19 protein-coding genes are annotated in these 20,819 nt (G+C 62.6%); 7 read left to right on the top strand and 12 right to left on the bottom strand.

All coding sequences use genetic code 11. The features are described from left to right. The first annotated feature begins 27 nt into the window (after positions 1 to 27). Positions 28 to 2,232: an OsmC domain/YcaO domain-containing protein gene (locus ACIPOO_RS15720; protein ID WP_400608441.1), complete on the top strand. Its 2,205-nt coding sequence runs from the start codon at positions 28 to 30 to the stop codon at positions 2,230 to 2,232. 835 nt (positions 2,233 to 3,067) lie between these two features. On the opposite strand, the gene ACIPOO_RS15715 is transcribed toward ACIPOO_RS15720, so the two are convergent. The 3 genes from ACIPOO_RS15715 to ACIPOO_RS15705 are packed head-to-tail and all read right to left on the bottom strand — an operon-like array spanning position 3,068 to position 7,195. Continuing rightward, positions 3,068 to 4,492, bottom strand: a complete 1,425-nt coding sequence (locus ACIPOO_RS15715; RefSeq protein ID WP_400608439.1) for an efflux transporter outer membrane subunit — start codon at positions 4,490 to 4,492, stop codon at positions 3,068 to 3,070. Beyond that, a complete protein-coding gene (locus ACIPOO_RS15710; protein ID WP_400608437.1) occupies positions 4,489 to 6,081 on the bottom strand; it encodes a DHA2 family efflux MFS transporter permease subunit in 1,593 nt (530 codons plus the stop codon). The genes ACIPOO_RS15715 and ACIPOO_RS15710 overlap by 4 nt, the downstream gene beginning before the upstream one ends. Beyond that, positions 6,074 to 7,195 carry an HlyD family secretion protein gene (locus tag ACIPOO_RS15705; RefSeq protein ID WP_400608435.1) on the bottom strand — a complete coding sequence of 374 codons (1,122 nt, stop codon included), beginning with the start codon at positions 7,193 to 7,195 and terminating at the stop codon, positions 6,074 to 6,076. Before ACIPOO_RS15705 ends, ACIPOO_RS15710 begins: the two co-directional genes overlap by 8 nt. A 98-nt stretch (positions 7,196 to 7,293) precedes the next feature. On the opposite strand from ACIPOO_RS15705, the gene ACIPOO_RS15700 reads away from it, so the two are divergent. Further along, positions 7,294 to 7,998 (top strand): CerR family C-terminal domain-containing protein, encoded by a 705-nt coding sequence (locus ACIPOO_RS15700; protein ID WP_274131262.1) that lies wholly within the window; start codon positions 7,294 to 7,296, stop codon positions 7,996 to 7,998. On the opposite strand, the gene csgH is transcribed toward ACIPOO_RS15700, so the two are convergent. From csgH to ACIPOO_RS15665, 7 genes are all read right to left on the bottom strand, one after another. Continuing rightward, positions 7,991 to 8,296: a curli-like amyloid fiber formation chaperone CsgH gene (gene csgH, locus ACIPOO_RS15695; protein WP_274131260.1), complete on the bottom strand. Its 306-nt coding sequence runs from the start codon at positions 8,294 to 8,296 to the stop codon at positions 7,991 to 7,993. The two genes, ACIPOO_RS15700 and csgH, sit on opposite strands and share 8 nt — an antisense overlap. A 5-nt stretch (positions 8,297 to 8,301) precedes the next feature. After that, positions 8,302 to 8,814: a curlin-associated protein gene (locus tag ACIPOO_RS15690; protein WP_274131258.1), complete on the bottom strand. Its 513-nt coding sequence runs from the start codon at positions 8,812 to 8,814 to the stop codon at positions 8,302 to 8,304. Then, a complete protein-coding gene (locus ACIPOO_RS15685; protein WP_274131256.1) occupies positions 8,804 to 9,697 on the bottom strand; it encodes a CsgG/HfaB family protein in 894 nt (297 codons plus the stop codon). The genes ACIPOO_RS15690 and ACIPOO_RS15685 overlap by 11 nt, the downstream gene beginning before the upstream one ends. Before the next feature lie 49 nt (positions 9,698 to 9,746). Continuing rightward, positions 9,747 to 11,021: a hypothetical protein gene (locus ACIPOO_RS15680; protein ID WP_274131254.1), complete on the bottom strand. Its 1,275-nt coding sequence runs from the start codon at positions 11,019 to 11,021 to the stop codon at positions 9,747 to 9,749. 135 nt (positions 11,022 to 11,156) lie between these two features. Next, positions 11,157 to 11,576, bottom strand: coding sequence for a curli assembly protein CsgF (locus ACIPOO_RS15675; RefSeq protein ID WP_274131252.1), 420 nt, complete (start codon positions 11,574 to 11,576; stop codon positions 11,157 to 11,159). A gap of 11 nt (positions 11,577 to 11,587) precedes the next feature. After that, positions 11,588 to 12,031 (bottom strand): CsgE family curli-type amyloid fiber assembly protein, encoded by a 444-nt coding sequence (locus ACIPOO_RS15670; protein ID WP_274131249.1) that lies wholly within the window; start codon positions 12,029 to 12,031, stop codon positions 11,588 to 11,590. Positions 12,032 to 12,487: 456 nt separating this feature from the next. After that, on the bottom strand, positions 12,488 to 13,372 hold the full coding sequence (locus tag ACIPOO_RS15665) for a LysR substrate-binding domain-containing protein (RefSeq protein WP_400608430.1): 885 nt from the start codon (positions 13,370 to 13,372) through the stop codon (positions 12,488 to 12,490). 158 nt (positions 13,373 to 13,530) lie between these two features. Here ACIPOO_RS15665 and ACIPOO_RS15660 point away from each other — a divergent pair, with 158 nt between their 5' ends. Further along, positions 13,531 to 16,554 carry an FAD-binding and (Fe-S)-binding domain-containing protein gene (locus ACIPOO_RS15660; protein ID WP_400608428.1) on the top strand — a complete coding sequence of 1,008 codons (3,024 nt, stop codon included), beginning with the start codon at positions 13,531 to 13,533 and terminating at the stop codon, positions 16,552 to 16,554. Between the two features lie 148 nt (positions 16,555 to 16,702). On the opposite strand, the gene ACIPOO_RS15655 is transcribed toward ACIPOO_RS15660, so the two are convergent. Continuing rightward, the gene (locus tag ACIPOO_RS15655) at positions 16,703 to 17,203 is read right to left on the bottom strand and encodes a cupin domain-containing protein (protein ID WP_400608426.1); all 501 of its coding nucleotides are present in this window, start codon (positions 17,201 to 17,203) and stop codon (positions 16,703 to 16,705) included. Positions 17,204 to 17,589: 386 nt separating this feature from the next. On the opposite strand from ACIPOO_RS15655, the gene ACIPOO_RS15650 reads away from it, so the two are divergent. Continuing rightward, positions 17,590 to 18,048, top strand: a complete 459-nt coding sequence (locus tag ACIPOO_RS15650; protein ID WP_400608424.1) for a GFA family protein — start codon at positions 17,590 to 17,592, stop codon at positions 18,046 to 18,048. After that, positions 18,049 to 18,570 carry a GNAT family N-acetyltransferase gene (locus ACIPOO_RS15645; RefSeq protein ID WP_400608422.1) on the top strand — a complete coding sequence of 174 codons (522 nt, stop codon included), beginning with the start codon at positions 18,049 to 18,051 and terminating at the stop codon, positions 18,568 to 18,570. It begins immediately after the preceding gene. Between the two features lie 11 nt (positions 18,571 to 18,581). Here ACIPOO_RS15645 and ACIPOO_RS15640 read toward each other — a convergent pair whose 3' ends face one another. Then, positions 18,582 to 19,322, bottom strand: coding sequence for an SDR family oxidoreductase (locus tag ACIPOO_RS15640; protein ID WP_400608420.1), 741 nt, complete (start codon positions 19,320 to 19,322; stop codon positions 18,582 to 18,584). A gap of 115 nt (positions 19,323 to 19,437) precedes the next feature. Here ACIPOO_RS15640 and ACIPOO_RS15635 point away from each other — a divergent pair, with 115 nt between their 5' ends. Beyond that, complete coding sequence (locus ACIPOO_RS15635) at positions 19,438 to 20,367, top strand: LysR family transcriptional regulator (RefSeq protein ID WP_400608418.1); 930 nt, start codon at positions 19,438 to 19,440, stop codon at positions 20,365 to 20,367. 172 nt (positions 20,368 to 20,539) lie between these two features. Beyond that, a complete protein-coding gene (locus ACIPOO_RS15630) occupies positions 20,540 to 20,815 on the top strand; it encodes a metal/formaldehyde-sensitive transcriptional repressor (RefSeq protein WP_274131234.1) in 276 nt (91 codons plus the stop codon). Positions 20,816 to 20,819: the final 4 nt, after the last annotated feature.

Below are 20,819 nucleotides of genomic sequence, written 5' to 3'. Positions count from 1 at the left end.
TTCGCTTTCGCTATTGTGGTGCCGCCCATGGAAATCAAAGTCAACTTTCTCGACAACTTAAGGCTTGAGGCCAAGTTCGACGACTTCACGGTGATCGCCGACCAGCCCATTCGCTACAAGGGCGACGGCTCGGCGCCGGGGCCGTTCGACTACTTCCTGGCGTCGTCGGCCTTGTGCGCCGCGTATTTCGTGAAGTTGTACTGCAGCACCCGCAATATCCCGACGGACAATATCCGCCTGTCGCAGAACAACATTGTCGACCCGGAAAACCGCTACAGCCAGATCTTCAAGATTCAGGTGGAACTGCCTGCCGACATCTCGGAAAAGGACCGTCAGGGCATCCTGCGCTCCATCGACCGCTGCACCGTGAAGAAAGTGGTGCAGGCCGGTCCCGAGTTCGTGATCGAGGAAGTCGAGAATCTGGACGCCGACGCCCAGGCGTTGCTGATGCCGGCGTCGAGCGCCACCGAAGGCACTTACATCCTGGGCAAGGACCTGCCGCTGGAGCAGACCATCGCCAACATGTCGGGCATCCTCGCCGAGCTTGGGATGAAGATCGAAATCGCCTCGTGGCGCAACATCGTGCCCAATGTCTGGTCGCTGCATATCCGCGACGCGCATTCGCCGATGTGCTTCACCAATGGCAAGGGCTCGACCAAGGAGAGCGCGCTGGCCTCGGCGCTGGGCGAGTTCATCGAGCGCATCAACTGCAACTTCTTCTACAACGACCAGTTCTGGGGCGAAGACATCGCCAACGCCGAGTTCGTGCATTACCCGAACGAGCGCTGGTTCAAGCCGAGCCCTGGCGATGCGCTGCCCGAAGAGATTCTCGACCCGCACTGCCTGGCCATCTACAACCGCGACGGTGAACTGCGCGGCTCGCACCTGTACGACACCAACTCGGGCAATACCTCGCGGGGCATCGTGTCGCTGCCGTTCGTGCGCCAGTCCGATGGCGAAGTGGTGTACTTCCCGTCCAACCTGATCGAGAACCTGTTTCTGAGCAACGGCATGAGCGCCGGCAACACCCTGGCCGAGGCGCAGGTGCAATGCCTGTCGGAGATTTTCGAGCGGGCGGTCAAACGCGAGATTCTCGAAGGCGAACTCGCGCTGCCGGATGTGCCGCATGAGGTGATCGCCAAGTACCCGGGCATCCTCGCCGGGATCAAGGGGCTGGAAGAGCAGGGCTTCCCGGTGCTGGTCAAGGATGCGTCGCTGGGCGGCGAGTTCCCGGTCATGTGCGTCACCCTGATGAACCCGCGCACCGGCGGCGTGTTTGCCTCGTTTGGTGCCCACCCAAGTTTTGAAGTGGCGCTTGAACGCAGCCTGACCGAGTTGCTGCAAGGGCGCAGTTTCGAGGGGTTGAATGATTTGCCGGCGCCGACCTTCGAAGGTCAGGCGGTGATCGAGCCGAACAACTTCGTCGAACACTTCATCGACTCCAGCGGTGTGGTGTCGTGGCGGTTCTTCAGCGCCAAGGCCGATTACGATTTCGTCGAGTGGGACTTCTCCAGCGAAGGCGAAGAGGCCAATGCCGAGGAAGCCGCGACGCTGTTCGGCATCCTCGAAGATTTGGGCAAGGAGGTCTACATGGCCGTGTACGAGGACCTGGGCGCCACGGCGTGCCGGATCCTGGTGCCGGACTATTCGGAGATCTACCCGGTCGAGGACCTGATCTGGGACAACACCAACAAGGCCCTGGCCTTTCGCGCCGATATCCTCAACCTGCACAACCTGAGCAAGGTCGGCCTGCGCACGCTGGCCAAGGGGCTGGAAGACAGCGAGCTGGATGATTACACCGACATCACCACGCTGATCGGCATCGAGTTCGACGACAATACCCCGTGGGGGCAGTTGACGATCCTGGAATTGCGTCTGCTGATCTACCTTGCCTTGCAGAAGTATGAAAAGGCCAAGGACCTGGTGGAAGCGTTCCTGCAGTACAACGACAACACCGTCGAGCGCGGCCTGTTTTACCAGGCGGTGAACGTGGTGCTGGAAATGCAACTGGACGACGACCTGGAACTGGCCGACTACGAGGTCAACTTCCGCCGCATGTTTGGTGACGAACGCATGGATGCGGCGATTGGCTCGGTGGATGGCAGTGTGCGTTTCTATGGGCTGACACCGACCAGCATGAAGCTCGAAGGGCTCGATCGGCATCAGCGGCTGGTCGACAGCTACAAGAAACTCCACACCGCGCGGGCGAAGGCAGCGGGTTTGGCGGGCTGACTTCGGCCGAGCATCTTCATCGCCAGACACGCCCGGTCGCGGGCAAGCGCGCTCCTACAGTGTACGCGCTGCGCCGCCGACGCCGGCAAGCCGTGCTGCTACGGGGTTGAGGTGAAGCACCAAGCGTGTCTCTGACCGAAACCGTAGGAGCGCGCTTGCCCGCGAAGGCGGTGGTACATCCAATGCATCTCCATTGCCTGAAACGGCGAATCGCGAGCAAGCTCACTCCTACAGGACCTGTGCCAGGCGAGCGTCCGGTGTCACGACGAACCTGTAGGAGTGAGCTTGCTCGCGATGAGGACGGTACATTCAACACATCTCTGTCAGCTGAAACGCCCGGTCGCGGGCAAGCGCGCACCTACAGTGTACGCGCTGTGCCGCCGACGCCGGCAAGCCGTGCCGCTACGGGGTTGAGGTGAAGCACCAAACGTATCTCAGACCGAAGCCGTAGGAGCGCGCTTGCCCGCGAAGGCGGTGGTACATCCAATGCATCTCCATCGCCTGAAACGGCGAATCGCGAGCAAGCTCACTCCTACAGGACCTGTGTCAGGCGAGCGTCCGGTGGTCATCACGAACCTGTAGGAGTGAGCTTGCTCGCGATGAGGACGGTTCATTCAACACATCTCTGTCAGCTGAAACGCCCGGTCGCGGGCAAGCGCGCTCCTACAGTGTATGTGGTGTGCCGCCGACGCCGGCAAGCCGTGCTGCTACAGGGTTGAGGTGAAGCAGCAAACGTGTCTCTGACCGAAACCGTAGGAGCGCGCTTGCCCGCGAAGGCGGTGGTACATCCAATGCATCTCCATCGCCTGAAACGGCGAATCGCGAGCAAGCGCTTCTACAACGTCCAGCCCAGTCCCAGGGATTTATGCAGGGAGGCGAAATCCTTGAGCAGTTCTGCATCGCCTGAGATGCGGCTTTCCTGGGCCTGGTAGCGGGTGCGTTCGGCGTCGAGCCAGTCCAGGGTGCTGGCGGTGCCGGCGCGGTAGCGTTGGCGGGTCAGGTCGGCGGCGCGGATGGCGGAGGCTTCGACATTGCGCAGCAGCACCACGTTTTCCCGCTGGTGGCCGTAACGCACCAGGGCCACATCGGCGTCGCGCAGGGCGCTGAGCACCACGCTCTTGTACTGGGCCAACGCTTCATCGCGACCGGCTTTCGCGCTTTCGACACTCGCCGCCACTCGGCCAAAATCCAGAATGTTCCAGCTCAGGCGCGGCAGCAACAGCCAGGTGCCGTTGTCCTTGCGCGCCAGATGGCCGGGATCGCCCGCCGAGAATGACAAGTCTTCGGTAAGGCTTAGTTTGGGAAACCAGTCAGCCTGTTTCTCGCCGATATGTGCATTGCTCGACGCAAGTACACGCTCGGCGGCGCGGATGTCGGGACGGGCCTTGAGGATCGCCGCCGGATCGGCAAACGGCACCTTCTGCGGCATGGCGGGCAGGGGTTGGGTAGACGACAGACGAGCGTCCAGTTCACCCGGTTCCAGCCCGCAGAGCAGGCCCAGTTGGTCGATGGCCTGCACGATCGACGCCTGCAGCGGCAGACGCTGGGCGCGAGTGTTTTCAGCCTGGGTCAGCACCTGCTCCAGTTGCAACTGCGAAGCCACGCCACGGCTGCGACGCTGTTGGGTCAGGTCCACCGCCTGCTGTTCGATGTCGACACTGGCATCCACCAGCGCCAGACGGGTTTGCTGATCACGCAGGTCGACGTAGGTCTGCACCACTTCGGCGGCCAGTTGCACCTGGGTGTCCGCCAGTTTTGCCGCAGTCGATTCGGACTGCGCCTGGGCCGCCTCGACCGCCCGGCGCGTACCGCCGAACAGGTCGGCTTCCCAGCTGGCATCGAACCCGGCCAGGTACAGCGTCAAGGGCCCGCGACCGCCGCCACCGCCACTGTCACCCAGAAAGGAGGTGTCGGGAGAGCGCAGTTTCAGCATCGCCGCATCGGCCGTGACTTTGGGCATCGCGTCGGCGCGCGAGCCGCTGAGGCTGGCGCGGGACTGGCGCAAGCGGGCCTGGGCACTGGCGATGTCCGGGCTGTTGTGCAGGGCTTGCGTGACGAGTTGATCAAGCAGCGGATCACCCAATGACTGCCACCACTGGGCGACCCCGGGCTCGCGCACGGCAGGATCATCGGCATGGGGCAGGCGCCCGGCCGCCAAGGTCTTGGGCGCCACATCGGGCGCGCCCTGGTAGTCCGGCCCCACGGTGCAGGCGGACAACAGACCAACGGCCAGAAACAGCGGAATCGAACGGGAAATCATTGTCGTGGGCCTGCCTGCGCCGGGCGCGTTTTCAGGATGAAGATCAGGGGCAGGCACGCCAGCATCGCCAGCCCCAGCACATAAAAGGCGTCGTTGTAGGCCAGCACCGAAGCCTGCTGCGCGATGTCGCTGGCCAGTTGCGCGAAAGCCTGCATCTGCGCGGTGGACGGATCGCCGGTTTGCGCAAGGAAGCTGGCGCTCTGGCTGGCGATCTGGTCCTGTGCCAGCTGGCTGTTGGCAAGGATGCCTTCGCGCAGCACGTCGTCATGGAAGTGGCTGCGCCGGTCCATCAGCACCCCGAGCAAGGCCAGCCCGAGGGTGCCGCCCAGGTTGCGCGACATGTTGTAGAGCCCGGCGGCGTCGCCGGCATCGCGGGCGTCCACCGAGCGCATGGATAACTGGCTGAGCGGCATCATCACCAGAATCTGGCCGAAGCCTCGCAGGATCTGCGACAGCACGAAGTCATGGCCGACACTCTGCGAGGTCAGCTCGGTGTCGACGAAACAGCTCGCCCAATACAGCAACAGACCCAGGCCGACCATGTAGCGCAGGTCGTAGCGGCCCAGCATCTTGGGCAGGATCGGCATCAGCGCGAACGCCGGAATGCCCGACAGCAGCATGATCGAACCGGCCTGTTCGGCGTTGTAACCAGACAGAATCCCAAGGAACTGCGGCACCAGATACGCCGTGCCATAGAGCCCCGCGCCCACTGCCGTGGCGATCAGCAGCACGCTGCCAAAGCTGCGGTTGAGCACCAGTTGCAAGCGCACGATGGGCGTGGGCGAGCGCAGTTGGCCCAAAGCGATCAGGAAAAATCCGACCAGGGTCGCGATGCTCAGCCAGATGATCAGCAGCGAATCGAACCAGTGTTCGCGCTGGCCTTCCTCAAGCACCACGGTCAGCGAACTGAGCCCCAGTGCCAGGCCGACAATGCCTGCCCAGTCGGCCTTGATGAAGCGTTCCAGGTTCATCTTCTCCGAGGGCAACCCGGTGAGCAGCAAGGTGATGAGGGCGATGCTGATCGGCAGGTTGAGGAAGAAACACCAGCGCCAGTCGATGTTTTCCGTCAGCCAGCCACCGACCACCGGCCCCAGCAGCGGCCCGAGAATCGCGGTCATGCCGAACAGCGTGGTGCCGATGGGCAACTGATGGGCAGGCAGGCGCGTGCGCACGATGGTCTGCGCGGTCGGGATCATCGCACCGCCAGCGAAGCCCTGGCCGATGCGCCCGGCGATCATCGCCCCGAGGCTCGACGACAATCCGCAGAACATCGAGAAGAAGGTGAACATCAGCGCCGTGCCCACCAGGAACCGGCGCAGGCCGAAGACCCGCGTCAGCCAGGCGGCGAGGGGAATCATGACGATTTCCGACATCAGGTAGCCGGTGGCGATCCAGGTACCCTCGGTGCCGGTGGCGCCGATTTGGCCCTGGATCTGCGGCAGCGCCGAGTTGGTGATCGAGATGTCCAAGGTCGCCAGCAATGCTCCGAGCGAACCTGCGGCGACGGCGATCCAGTCGGTCAGCGAGGCGTTACGCGGCTGGCTGGCCTGTACTCCGGCGTTGCTGCCGGCGGCCAGGGCCTCAGCCATGATCGGCGTCTGCCTTGGTCGAGCGGATGTCCACCGTGACCGTGGCCGACAGCCCCGGAACCAGCGCCGGACGCACGTCGTCGGTCACATCCAGAGCGATACGAACGGGCACCCGCTGGACGATCTTGGTGAAGTTGCCGGTGGCATTGGACGGCGGCAGCAGGGCGAACTGCGCGCCGGTGCCGGGGGCCAGACTGTCGACGTGACCGTGCAGCTCGCGGCCCGGCAGCGCATCGACCTGCACGCTGACCGACTGGCCGGGGCGCATGTCGCCGATCTGGGTTTCCTTGTAATTGGCGGTCAGGTAGATGGCGTCCACCGGCACTACCGTCAGCAGCCGGGTGCCGGGCTGCACGTACTGGCCGACGCGCACGCCACGGTCGGCGATGCGGCCATCCAGCGGGCTGCGAATCACCGCGTCATCGACATCGAGCTGGCTCTGCGCCTCGCTGGCCTTGGCCACCCCGAGTTGCGCCTGGGCCTGTTTGAGCTGGGCCTGCAGGGTGCCGTTGCGGGTTTCGCTGGAGCGCAGCGCCGCTTGTTTGGCGGCTACCGTGCTGCGGGCCTGGGCAAGCTGGTTGTTCAGTTGCGCCAGACGCTCTTCAGGCTCGGCGCCGGAGCGGGCCAGCGGTGCATAGCGCGCGACCTCGGTCTGGGCATGTCGGGCGTCGGCCTCGGCACCTTGCAATTGCGCGCGCGCCTCGGCGATGGCCGAGTCCTGTTGCACCAGGTCGGCCTGGGCCTTGGCCAGGTCCGCTGTGCGGGCCGCGATGGTGGCCGAGGCTTCATCGCTGACTGCCTGGTATTTGCGTACGTCGAGGCGCACCAGCACGTCGCCGCGTTTGACCGTCTGGTTGTCCGCCACCAGCACTTCGCCGACGTAACCGCTGATCTTCGGCGCGACGCTGATGCTGTCCGCTTGCAGATAGGCGTCGTCAGTGGTTTCGATGAAGCGTCCGGCCAACCACCACCAGGCCGCCCACGCCAGCGCGATGGCCAGCGCCACCGTGACCAGCGCCAGCAGGATGCGCCGCGCTTTGCCGCGCTGGCCGTTGACGGTTTCATCAGGCGCAGCCTGTGGCACGGCTGGAGGGGGAGGCGTTGCGGCGGACATCGGGATGCTCCGAATTTATATCAGTCGGTATAAATTCGTTTTTTCGCCAAATTTTGTCAACTGGTATATTTTGCCGGGGTACCGAACGGGAGCTGGACATGGCACGACACAAACCTGCCGCCGAGGGTGGTTATCAACGCGGCGAAGAGACCCGCGCGCGCATCGTCGAAGCGGCCGTGGCGGTCTTTGGCGAGCGTGGCTACGAGGGCGCCTCGACCCGCGACATCGCCACTGCGGCCGGGGTCAACGCGCCGGCGATCCAGTATTACTTCGACGGCAAGGAAGGCGTGTACCTGGAGTGCGTCGAGCACCTGATCAGGCTGCTGTGGCACAAGATGGGCGACAGCGTCGAAGCGGCGGAGGCGGCCCTGGCGCAGACGCCACTCAAGGACCAGGCGCTGATCGACGCCTCGCTGGGGATTCTCGGCGCCGTGGTCTCGACCATCCAGGACAGCCCGCAGACCACTGCCTGGCGGGCGTTTCTGGACCGTCATCAAACCGGTCTGTGCCCGGAAAGTGCGTCGATGGCTTTCGAAGACCGCTTCAAGAAACGCATCGGTGTGGTGGTTCGGTTGCTGATCGCCGGGCTTTCCGGCTACGCAGTGGAAGACGAGCGCACGGTGATCCACTCCATGGCGCTGTTCTCCCAGGGATTGGCCTTCCGGGTGCAGAAACCCAAGTTGCTCGAAGCGCTGAAGTGGGCCGAGGTTGGCCCACAGGAAATGGAGCAGGTCAGGGATGTGGTGCTGACCCAGGCGCGCTTTACGCTTGAGGGGCTGGTCAGGCAGCGGGATATTAGTTAGCCGGGTTGTCGCAGTCTTTCTCGACTGTCTTGACCAGCTCGCTGCCCTGGAACAGCTCCAGGCGGATGTGACAGGCCGCTTCAGGGGGAATGCTCAGTTGTACCAGAGAGGCGGTGGCGCCGGTCTGGATGTCGCCCGACTGGCTGATGCTCGATGTCCCGGCCGTACTGCGCTGGCTGACCGCCATGCGGTAGCGCAAGGTCAACGGCGTCGGGTTTTCGATGTGCGGGCGAATCAGCACCGCGGCACCCTGGCGCTGGGTGTCGATGGCTACGACCAGTTGCGACAAATCGATCATGGGTTTCACTTCTGAGTCACGGTGGCATTCATGTTGTTGCCGTACTGCTGGACATTGACCGTGCCGCCGAAGCCGTTCTGGCTGACGTTGGCCTGGTTGCCCTGGCCGTACTGGCCGATGTACGCCTGATTATAGGCACCGCTCTGCACGACGTTGGCCTGGTTGTTGGTCCCGGCCTGGGTAATGGCTGCCTGGTTGAAGCGCCCGGCCTGATCCAGACTGATCGAGTTGTTGTAACCCGTCTGCTGGGCGGCTGCGGCGTTGTAGGCGCCACTCTGGTTGATCGTGGCAGTGTTCGCATTGCCGTTCTGGATCTGCACCAGGCGCTGGCCGGGGCCGGCCTGGTCGATACGCGAGCGGTTGTTGGAGCCGATCTGACTCACGTCCACACGGCTGCCGCTCACGCCAATGCCCGAATAGCGGGCCTCGGGCATCAGGTCGGCGGCGTGGCTGATGGCGCTGCCCAGCAGCAGCGCCGTGGTCAGAGCGATCAGCGCAGTTCTTTTATTACTGTGCATGGGTCTCCCCCGATAGTTTGCTTTGTTCGGCGGCGGTCATGGGCGTACTCATGGTTTGCTCGTCATACGCTTTCAGGTAGCCGGCCAGCAGTGGTTTTTTCAGGTCTTCCGGGTTCTTCAGGTTCCAGCTGCCATCCCGCGCGCCCTGGGCGATCAGGTGAATCAGGCCGGCCTCGATGGCTTCACGCACGCACTGCTGCACCGGTTCGTTGCGCGAGAGGCCGGTCTCGACCTCCAGCAGGTGACGCAGGGAAACGAACTTGAACACGCCGAAATCGAGCTGGATCGAGAACACGGTCTTGGTGGTGGTGACGCTCTGGATGATGTCGCCGGTGCGGATGTCCACCGCACGCAGGTTGATGGTCACCTGGTCCTGGCGATACAGATCCGACGGGCCGATACCCAGGTAGCGCACACCGAAACCGCCGGTGCGCACGTTGCTTTCGTAGGCGACGATGGCGCCTTCGACAATCATGTTGGCCGGGCGCAGCGGTGGCAGTTGCCCCTGGGCCTGATCCTGCGGCTGCTCCAGGGCGCGGACGATCTTGCGCTCGGTCAGCAGGTCCTGCAGGTTTTCGCGTTCGACCGGTTTGAACCAGCGCGAATCGCGCAACGCGCTGACCAGAAGCGACGCTGCGCCCTGAGTCACCGACGTGGAGAAAGAACTGTCCGGCGAAGGTTTGTACTGGCCGGTCTGGTCACGCATGCCGTACACCGCCACGGGGATCACGCCTGCCGGTGGGGGCAGGTTGGCCAGGTCGCGGGTCGATTGCGTTGGAGGCGAAATGGTCGCCGGAGAAATGGTGCCCGCCGGGCGAGAGGTGGCACAGCCACTCAATACTGCGGCAGCGATAATCATCAATGAAAGCGTGCGGGCGCGCATGGTATAGCTCCGAAAAAACCCGCCGGCGAACCGGCGGGTACGACCTGGATTAGTGCTGAGTGATCGAAACGGTGTTGTTGCTGCCGCCGGTCTGAGTGACGTTGGCAGTCAGGTAGCTGCCGGACTGGGCCACAGTGGCCTTGCTGTTGTAAGCGGTAGTGGTCTGATTCAGGTCGATGACGTTGTAGCCGCCAGAGTTCTGAGTCAGGTAAGCGTCGTTGTCTTTGCCAGACTGGTTGCTGGTGACCTTGTTGCTGGTGCCGTCCTGGATGATGGTCGCTTTCAGGTTGCTGTCACCAGGGTTGCCGCCGTGAGGGCCGTTCTGGTTGGCAACGATGCTGTTGTAGTTGCCGCTCTGAGTGGCGGTGATGGTGCTGTGGTCAGCCTGATCCTGGTTGAGGGTGCCAACGTTGTTGGAGCCGGTCTGGGTCAGGTAGGCCCTGGAGTAGTCGGCATCGTTCTGGTTGATGGTGCCGGTGTTGTTGTTGCCACCTTTCTGAGTCAGCTCGGCGTTCGAGTTCCAGGCCCAGGTTTGAGTCACGCTACCGATGTTGCCCTGGCCGTTCTGGCTGATGGTGGCGCTGGAGTCACGAGTGTTGCTCTGCTGGGTGGCCCAGGCTTTGTTGTAGCCGCCATCCTGAGTAACGGTCGCAGTCACTTTGTACGAGTCGTTCTGATTGATGGTGCCTTCGTTGTTGTTGCCGCGCTGAGTCAGAGAGGCAGTGGCCTGGTCGTTGTTCTTCTGGGTGACCCAGGCCTGGTTGTTATTGTTGAACTGGCTGACGGTCGCGGTGGACTTGGTGTTGTTTTCCTGAGTCACCCAGGCGGAGTTGCCGGTGCCGTCCTGTTTCAGGGTGGCTGCGGTATCGCGACCTTTGTTGGCGTTCTGGGTGATGGTGCCGTTGTTGTAGCTGCCAGCCTGGTTCAGGGTGGCCGACTGCTGGTTGGCGCTGCTGTTGCCAGCTGCGCCAGTCTGGTTAATGGTGCCCTGGTTTTGCTCGCCGCCAGTCTGACGGGCAGCGGCGGTGTTGTAGGAGTTGGTTTGCAGCACGGTCAGGTTGCTGTTGCTCGAACCCTGGTAGATCGGTTTGGCAGGCTGGCTGCCCCAACCGAACCAACCGCCGCTGGTGGCGGGGGTGCCTGCGTTGTTGTTGCTGCCGTTCTGGGTCACGTTCAGGTTGGAGTTGATCGCGCCACTTTGCTCCGCGACGATGCCGTTGTCGGAACCGTTCTGGTAGGTGGTGGTAGTGCCGTTGCCAGCGAAGGCAGCGCCCGATACCGAAGCCAATACAGCGAGAGCGAGGAGGGATTTACGTGCTTGCATGGTTAATTCCTTTTTACGATGTTTTTAGGCAGCTAGGTTTGTTGCAGGCGAACGAGCCCTGCGAGTTGATTGCACTTGGCACAACAAGTCTTACAGTGAGCATTACAACGAAAGCGTTATTAAGTTGGAGCGAACTTACTGGTTGATCTGAAACGACGTGGTCTGGCCGGTGGTTTTGTCGGTTGTTGTAATTTGCAAAAGCCCCGGCGACAAGTTGACGATGGAAATCGTGAAGTCCGTAGTTTCCACAACTCCTGGCGTCAGTTTTCCGTCGGTGCCAACAATGCTTGAGGTGACCGCCGACGACACACGACTCAGAATTGCACTTTGCAACATGCTGTTGAATTGGTTCAGCGTGCTGTTCGCCGAGGACGCCGAGGAAGACGAATGTTCCTTGAAACTGTTCTGCGCGTTCGCCTGGTTGAGCAGCACAGGACCGTTCAACGGGTTGCCGCCAAACGATGGGTTGACCGGCACGTAGACCAGTTCGCTGGCCTGCACCGAGACTGCCGAAAACGCCATCAGACTCGTGAGTACTACAGATAGACGGTTCATGATAATTCCCTTCATAGCTCGTCGCGGGCCAGGTCCCGGTCGCCGAAAAATTGCGCCAGTTGATAATCCAGAATGGCTTGAAACACTTGTGCGGCAACGTCTGCGCCCAGTGCGGGGATCAGGCTGCGGTTAGGGGGCAGTTGCAACTGGGTCATCCGGCGGTTGCCGTAGTTGATGAAGATCTGGCTGCCCAGACGTGCGGTGGGGCGTTCGACGACCGAGATACTGAAGCGTCCGGATTCGTCCTTTTCATTCCACGCCGCGGCAAAACTGTCATAAAAGGCACGCCCGTTTTGCGTCACCGTCTGCCCGACTACAAGCCCGCCAACTTCGACCGGACCCAGGGTCCGGTGGGTGGAAAGGGACTTGGAGGTGTTGACGCCGGTATCGGCAAAAGCCGTGGCAGCCAGACACAGGGGAAGCACCATCATCATCCGTAAAGTGGTGTGTTTCATCGGTGGACATACCGGGTGTGTTCAAGAGTTGACACAGTGTAGTTACAAACAATTTGAAAAGGCCACTAGTATTTTAAACTTTTATTTAGTTATTTCTTGGCGTCAGAAAGCTGGCAAGCAACTTTCTGAGCTATAAAAAAGTTTATCGATTTCAATAAGTTTGCAGCCCTTGAGTTTGAGCGGTCCTGCCTCTGGGGTAGTCGTAAAGTATGAATGTTTTGTGATGAGGGCCACGAAAAAGCCCTGCATTCACAGGGTGTTTCAAAGTTTTTCTTGCCGACAGACGGCAGGTCACAGGTGGCGGGCTTTAGCGTGGTCGCATTCAATTGAATGGGTCCGCACGCCCGGTTACTTGTTTATGTTGCAACTAAAAAACGCGACTGCATTTGCTTGGGTATCTGTCGTTAGATGGCTTTGGCGGACAGCGGATTGTCCTTGAAGAACGCCGTCGGGTGCTCAGATCTGTTCCAGCAGCCAGGCACGAAATGCCTGCAGCGATGGCAGCCCTTCGTTGCGGGGTGGATAGGCCAGGTAATAGCTGCGCTGGCTGGCGAAGGGCAGGTCCAGACTGATCAGCTCGCCCTTGGCCAACTCATCGGTGACGAGGATGCGCGGCACCAGGCCGATGCCGATGTCGGCTTTGACCGCCTGGATCAAGTGTGACGTCAGCTCGAAACTCGGCCCCAGACGCATGAGCCGATGAGGCAGGCGATGGTGGCTGAACCAGTCGGCCCAGACGTTGGGATTATTGGCGACGTTGAGCAGCATCTGTTCGGCGATCTGCTCTGGCGCCCAGTGTCGATAGGCGAGGGCGGCGTGTGGGGAGATGACCACCACCAGTTCTTCGGCGTGCAGGCGGTGACTGACCAGCCCCGGCAGGTCGGCGTTGCCCACCACGATGGCTGCGTCGATGCCGCTGGTGTCGAAGTCGATGGCGTCAATTCGCGAGTTGATGTGCACCAGCATGCCGGGATGACGCTTGTAGAAATCATGCAGGCGCGGCATCAGCCATTTGGAACCGAAGGTTGGCAGCGTGGCCAGACGCAGGGAACCGCCGCCGGACTGATAGGCCATGGCCTGCAGCGTGGCGCTGCGAATGCGGCCAAGGGCGTCGCTCATCTCTCTTTGATACAGCCGGCCGACATCGGTGAGCTGCACCTGGCGGCCTTCGCGGCGAAACAGGGTCAGGCCCAGTTGCTGCTCCAGCGCCTGCACCTGGCGGCTGACCGCGCTTTGGGTCAGGGACAACTCGACAGCGGCGCGGGTGTAGCTTCCATGGCGTGCAGCGGCCTCGAAAGCCAGCAACAGAGACATGGACGGCGTGAGATGGCGGTAATTCATTCAGAAAAGTCATCGATAGCGGCAGGAATATCCGTTTGTCCCGAGCGCGGGCCTGCAGGATCATTGGCATCATAACGATCCGAGGCTGACCGATTAATGCCCCGGCGACAAGTATTTTGCTTTTTTCCGTGATCAGACCGACAAGAGGCCATCCCACGATGATCGCCCAACTGCCTACCGCCGTTCCTGCGGCGCAATACCCGGACTTTCTCGACGCATTGCGCGCCAGCGGTTTTCGCGGCCAGCTGAGCGCCGACTACGCCACCCGCACGGTGCTGGCGACCGACAACTCGATCTACCAGCGCCTGCCCCAGGCGGCCGTGTTTCCCTTTGATGCCGAGGATGTGGCGCGCATCGCCACGCTGATGGCCGAGCCGCGTTTTCGCCAGATCAAGCTGACCCCGCGCGGCGGCGGCACCGGCACCAACGGTCAGTCCTTGACCGACGGGATCGTGGTCGATCTGTCGCGGCACATGAATACCATCCTCGAAATCAACGTCGAGGAACGCTGGGTGCGGGTCCAGGCCGGTGTGGTCAAGGACCAGCTCAACGCCGCGCTCAAGCCTCACGGGCTGTTCTTCGCGCCGGAGCTCTCGACCTCCAACCGCGCCACCGTCGGCGGCATGATCAACACCGACGCCAGCGGGCAGGGCAGTTGCACCTACGGCAAGACCCGCGACCACGTGCTCGAACTGCACAGTGTGCTGCTGGGCGGCGAACGGCTGCACAGCCAGCCGATTTCCGATGCTGAGCTTGAGGCGGCGTGCGCGCAGCCTGGCCGTGTCGGCGAGGTGTATCGCATCGCCCGCGGGATTCAGGAAACCCAGGGTGAATTGATCGAGAAGATCTTCCCCAAGCTCAACCGCTGCCTGACCGGCTATGACCTGGCGCACCTGCGCGACGAACAAGGCCGCTTCAACCTCAACAGCGTGCTGTGCGGTGCCGAAGGCTCGCTGGGGTACGTGGTCGAGGCCAAGCTCAACGTGTTGCCGATTCCGACCTATTCGGTGCTGGTCAACGTGCGCTACTCAAGCTTCATGGATGCGCTGCGCGACGCCAACGCGCTGATGGCGCACAAGCCGCTGTCGATCGAAACCGTCGATTCGCGGGTGCTGATGCTGGCGATGAAAGACATCGTCTGGCACAGCGTCGCCGAATACTTCCCCGCCGACGCCGAGCGTCCGACCCTGGGCATCAACCTGGTGGAATTCAGTGGCGATGACGTCGATGAAGTGAACGCGAAGGTCGCGGCCTTCATCGAGCATCTGCGCAGCGACACCGGCGTCGAGCGCCTGGGCCACACCCTGGCCGAGGGTGCGGCGGCGGTGAACAAGGTCTACACCATGCGCAAGCGGTCGGTGGGCCTGCTGGGCAACGTCGAAGGCGAGATTCGTCCGCAGCCGTTCGTGGAAGACACCGCCGTGCCGCCCGAGCAACTGGCCGACTACATTGCCGAGTTCCGCGCGCTGCTGGACGGCTACGGCCTGGCCTACGGCATGTTCGGCCACGTCGATGCCGGCGTGCTGCACGTGCGTCCCGCGCTAGACATGAAAGACCCGGCCCAGGCCGCGCTGGTCAAGCCGATTTCCGATGCCGTCGCCGAACTGACCCAGCGCTACGGCGGCTTGTTGTGGGGTGAGCACGGCAAGGGCCTGCGCTCGGAATACGTGCCGGCGTTCTTCGGTGAACTGTACCCTGCGCTGCAATCGCTCAAGGGCGCGTTCGACCCGCACAACCAGCTCAACCCCGGCAAGATCTGCACCCCGCCGGATGCCGAGCAGGGCTTGCTCAAGGTCAACGAAGTCACCCTGCGTGGCGATCTTGACCGGCAGATCGACGAGCGCGTCTGGCAGAGTTTCGGCAGCGCCGTGCACTGCAACGGCAACGGCGCCTGCTACAACTTCGACCCCAACGATGCGATGTGCCCGTCGTGGAAGGCGACCCGCGAGCGCCAGCATTCGCCCAAGGGCCGCGCCTCGCTGATCCGCGAGTGGCTGCGTCTGCAAGGCGCGGCCAACATCGATGTGCTGCAAGCGGCGCGGGGCAAGGTGTCATGGCTCAAGGGCCTGCCGGCGCGGCTGCGCAACAACCAGGCCCGTGCCAGCGGCCAGGCCGATTTCTCCCATGAAGTCTACGACGCCATGGCCGGTTGCCTGGCGTGCAAGTCCTGCGCGGGGCAGTGCCCGATCAAAGTCAACGTGCCCGAATTCCGTTCGCGGTTCCTTGAGCTTTATCACGGCCGCTATCAGCGTCCGCTGCGGGACTACCTGATCGGCTCGCTGGAATTCACCATCCCGTACATGGCCTACGCGCCCGGTCTGTACAACGCGGTGATGGGTTCAAAGTGGGTCAGCGGCTTGCTGGAGCGCCATGTCGGCATGCTCGACAGCCCGTTGATCCATCGCTACAACCTGCAATCGACTCTGACCCGCTGCAACGTTGGTGTGGCCAGCGTTCCGGCGCTGCGCGAGCTGACCGCTGAACAGCGCGCGCGCAGTATCGTGCTGGTGCAGGACGCCTTCACCCGGTACTTCGAGACGCCGCTGCTGGCGTCCTTCATTCAGTTGGCGCATCAACTGGGCTACCGCGTGTTCATGGCGCCCTACAGTGCCAACGGCAAGCCGCTGCATGTTCAAGGGTTTCTGGGAGCGTTCGCCAAGGCCGCGATCCGCAACGCCACGCAGCTCAAGGCCCTGGCCGATTGCGACGTGCCGCTGGTGGGGCTGGACCCGGCCATGACCCTGGTCTATCGCCAGGAATACCAGAAAGTGCCAGGGCTTGAGGGCAGCCCGAACGTGCTGCTGCCTCAGGAGTGGCTGATCGATGCACTGCCCGACAAAGCCAACGCTGCGCCTCGCAGCTTCCGCCTGCTTGCCCACTGCACCGAGAAAACCAACGTCCCGGCCAGCACCTCGCAGTGGGAAAAGGTGTTCGCGAAGGTGGGGCTCAAGCTTTCCACCGAGGCCACTGGTTGCTGCGGGATGTCCGGCACCTACGGCCACGAGGCGCGTAATCAGGAGACGTCGAAGACCATTTTCGAGCAATCCTGGGCTGGCAAGATCGACAAGGAGCACGAGGCCTTGGCGACCGGTTATTCCTGCCGCAGCCAGGTCAAACGCATGGCCGACAAACAACTGCGCCATCCGCTGGAAGTGGTGTTGGAGCAGTTGGTGGTGGGGTGACGGGCCGGGGGCGTTCTGTAGATCGCCCCGCCGGCAAGCCGTGCTGCTACGGATCGTGTAGACGACAATCCCTGTAGGAGCGCGCTTGCCCGCGACGGCGCCCGCAAGATCGCCCCCGCCCTCAAGCCGTGCTGCTACGGCCGGCGTGCTACTGGGTCTGGCGAGGATCATCCTTTGGGTTCAAATACTCGATCCCCAATGGCCCGATGCCGTACACCTGCGTCACGTATTCACCGGATCTTGCCCAATGAAAATGCGGGGTATTGGCGGGCAGCACCACCACGCTGCCAGGCCCGTACGCCACCAGTTTTTCAGGGTCGAACGTCGTGCCCTGGCCGATGTAGAACACCCCGGAGATAACCGTGTAGATCCGGTCTTCGGGATGGGTGTGGGGCATCAGTTTCACCCCGTTGGGCACCTTCACCCTCACCACATACGGCCCAGGCTGCGTCGGATTGCCGACGATCACCGCAAGCTTCGCCGCCGCCGGAAACGCGGGAAAGCTCTGCCACTGCACATCTTCACTGCGAATCGAGTCATATGTGCCCGTGGGCAACCCTGCAGACAGCGCGGGGCCTGCCAGCAGTGCGCAAGCCGCCAGGGCCAGTGCGCCGCGTACCGATCTGCTGCGTAACCATTGGATTTTCATTGAAGTACTTCCTGTCAAAAACGGTGGAGCGATGGTAGGCAGGAAGACCACCCCGATAAACCGCAGCCGGGGCACTTGAGTTGATACATGGTGTAATCAATCTACACCGCAGCAGTCGGGTCCATTCGTGGGCAAGCCCACTCCCACAGGGTGTCTGTCCGCAACCCTGTAGGAGCGCGCTTGCCCGCGACGGCGTCCAGAAGATCGCTATCGCCGGCAAGCCGGACTGCTACGGATCGTGTAGACGACAGTCCCTGTAGGAGCGCGCTTGCCCGCGAAGGCGTCCGCAAGATCGCCCCCGCCGGCAAGCCGTGCTGCTACGGATCGCGTGGACGACATAAATCCCGCTATGATCGGCCGATGCATCCTTTCACGAGGCCCGATTCATGAACGCTGATCAAAACGAATTCGATGGCCGTTGCCATTGCGGCACGGTGCGTTTCCATGCGCGCCTCAGCGACGGCCTGAACAGCGCCCGCCGCTGTGATTGCTCGTTGTGCCGGATGCGCGGGGCGGTGGTGGTGAGTGCGCGGTTGCAGGATCTGCAGATCACCGCAGGCGCCGAGGCACTGACGCTCTACCAGTTCCACACCAAGACGGCGAAGCACTACTTCTGCTCGAAGTGCGGCATCTACACCCACCACCAGCGTCGCTCCAACCCCGAACAGTTCGGCATCAATGCGGCGTGCCTGGAAGGCGTCAGCCCGTTTGACTTCGCCGAGGTCGTGGTGTGTGACGGCGTTCAGCATCCGTCCGATGAGCAGACTTCCGAAAAACGCAGCGAGACGGTCGGCGTCTTGCGATTCGTGCCGGATGACGGCAGTTCATATCAGGAACACAGGTGAATGGATTCATTCAAGGTCAGAGAACTGCATGACACCGATGCCCTGGCATTGCTCGAATTCGAAGTGCGCAACCGGCATTGGTTCGAATCGCACATCGAACCACGGGCGCCTGAATTCTACTCGCTGCAGGGCGTTGCCGAACACATCGCGTCCTGCCTCGGCGGGCTTGCCGCAGGAAACTGGCACCCCATGGTGATCCTCGACAACGACCAGCGCATCATCGGCCGGGCCAATCTCAAAAGCATCGACGCAGCCGCTGGCTGCGCCGAGGTGGGTTATCGCATCGATCAGCAAGCGGCCGGGCAGGGGCTCGCCACCTTTGCCTTGAAACGCCTGATCCACGAGGCGCGCAACCGTTGGCAACTCAAGCAACTGGTGGCCTTCGTCTATGAACAGAACCTGGGCTCGCAAAAGGTCCTGGCCCGCTGCGGGTTTCTGCCTGCTCCGGACGACGTCGATCACAGTACGGCAAACGAGCGCCGGTTCGTGCTTTCCTTGCTGGCTGACGATGTCACGGCCTGAGCCGGGCCGGTTCAGGCAAACCCACCATTGGCCCGCAATACCTGCGAGTTGATCCAGCCGCCGTCCGGGCCGGCCAGGAAAGCCACCGCCGCGGCGATGTCTTCGGGTGTGCCCAGGCGCTCAAGCGGGGCGAGGCTGGCGATGTGGTTGACCTGCTCCTGGCTCTTGCCTTCCAGAAACAGCTCGGTGCCCACCGGTCCAGGTGCCACGGCATTCACCGTGATTTGCCGCCCGCGCAGTTCGTTGGCCAGTACGTGCACCAGGCCTTCGACGCCCGCCTTGGAGGCGATGTAAGGGCCGTAGGACGGGAATGACTTGGCGATCACGCTGGTGGTCAGGGCGATGATGCGACCACCGCTTTCCACATCGGCCGCCGCCCGGCCCAGCACCAGGAAGGCGCCGCGCAGGTTGGTGGCGATCATCCGGTCGAAGTCGTCGAGGCTGGCTTCGCTGATTGGCGCCATCCTCATGACCCCGGCGCTGTTGACCACCACATCGATTCTGCCAAATGCGCTTTTGGCACCCTCGAACAGCGCGGCGACGTCCTGGGCATTGCCGACATCGCCCTTGATCGCGATGGCCTGGCCGCCGGCAGCTTCAATGGCGCTCAGGGTGTCCCGGGCCTTGCTTTCGTTGCTGCTGTAGCTGATGACCACCGCAAAGCCGTCAGCGGCCAGACGCAGGGCGATCGCCTTGCCGATGCCACGGGAGCCACCGGTGACAATGGCCGTCTTGCGCGTTTGATCGTTCATGAGGTTCTCCGGATTTGAAATGGGTGCGTTTGCCTTGGGAAAGATTCTGCTTGTTTGCGCCTGCCGGATAAATCCCGCTAAATTGCCAACACAATTCAACTGCGGACAACAATCGATGGACCGCTTCGAATCACTGCAACTCTTCACCCGTATCGTCGAGCTCAGCTCATTCAGCCGCGCGGCAGCGGTGCTGGGCATCCCCCGGGCAACGGCGACCCACGCGATCAAGGAGCTTGAGGCCAGGCTCGGCATCCGCCTGCTTGAACGCACCACCCGCCACGTCAGGCCCACGGTGGATGGCCAGGCGTTCTACGAGCGATGCGTGTTCGTGCTCAGCGAATTGGACGACGCCGAATCTTCATTGCGCCATGTGGCGGCCAGTCCGCAGGGCGTGTTGCGGGTGGACATGCATGGCACCCACGCCACACGGGTGGTGTTGCCGAGGATCAATGAGTTTCGCGGGCGTTATCCGGGTATAGACCTGACGGTCAGTGGCGGCGACCGCCTGGTGGATCTGGTGCGCGAGGGCGTGGATTGCGTGATTCGCGCCGGCGCCCCCAAGGATTCGGCACTGGTCGCCCGGCCCCTGGCGGTCATGCCCCAGGTAATCTGCGCCAGCCCCGAATACCTGGCGCGCGCCGGCACCCCTCGCACACCCGAGGATCTGGCCGGGCATCAGGCGGTGAGATTCTTCGCCAGCAACGGGGCGGTGGATTACCCACTCGAACTGCTGATCGAGGGCCAGATCCGCGAGTTCCACCTCGGTGGCTGGATGGCCGTGAACGATGCCGAAAGCTACGTGGTGTGCGCGCTACAGGGTTGCGGCCTGATCCAGGTGCCGCGTTTCCACCTGGAGGCGGACCTGCAGGCGGGGCGTCTGGTGGAGGTTCTGAGCGACTGGCAGAGCCCGGGCCTGACGCTGTCGGCGATGTATCCCCACCACCGGCATCTGTCGCCACGGGTGCGGGTGTTCATCGACTGGCTGTGCGAGGTCTACACAGACGTATTCGGGCCGTTGCCGGCGGATTATCGGTTGGTGACTTGATGCGGCACGAGGGTCCGGCGACTGAGTTGTAGCAGCACGGCTTGCCGGCGGGAGCGATCTTGAGAATGCCCCCGCCGGCAAGCCGTGCTGCTGCGGGAGTGTTTCGGTGGCACTTGTGCCAACCCATCCTTGAGTGCATCATGCGGCCCTATATAGGGTAGGGGGGTATGCTATGTCGCACACCAAGGCAGGAAGAGACGATCTGCTCAAGCGCGTTCGGCGCATCTCGGGGCAAGTCCAGGCCATCGAGCGCGCGCTGGAGGGTGAGGCCGACTGCGCCAAGACGCTGCATCTGGTCGCGGCCACCCGAGGCGCCATCAACGGGCTGCTCGACGAGATCATCGAAGACCACGCACGCGAACACGTCGCCAAACCGGGCCTGACCGATGAGGAACGGGCACAAGGCGTCGAAGAGCTGCTTGAAGCCATTCGCCGTTACTCCAAGTGAGGTG

Origin of the sequence: Pseudomonas sp. NPDC090201, assembly GCF_044746825.1 — a bacterium.
Taxonomy (GTDB): Bacteria; Pseudomonadota; Gammaproteobacteria; order Pseudomonadales; family Pseudomonadaceae; genus Aquipseudomonas; species Aquipseudomonas putida_AD.
This window is presented reverse-complemented; position numbering and strand designations above follow the sequence as displayed.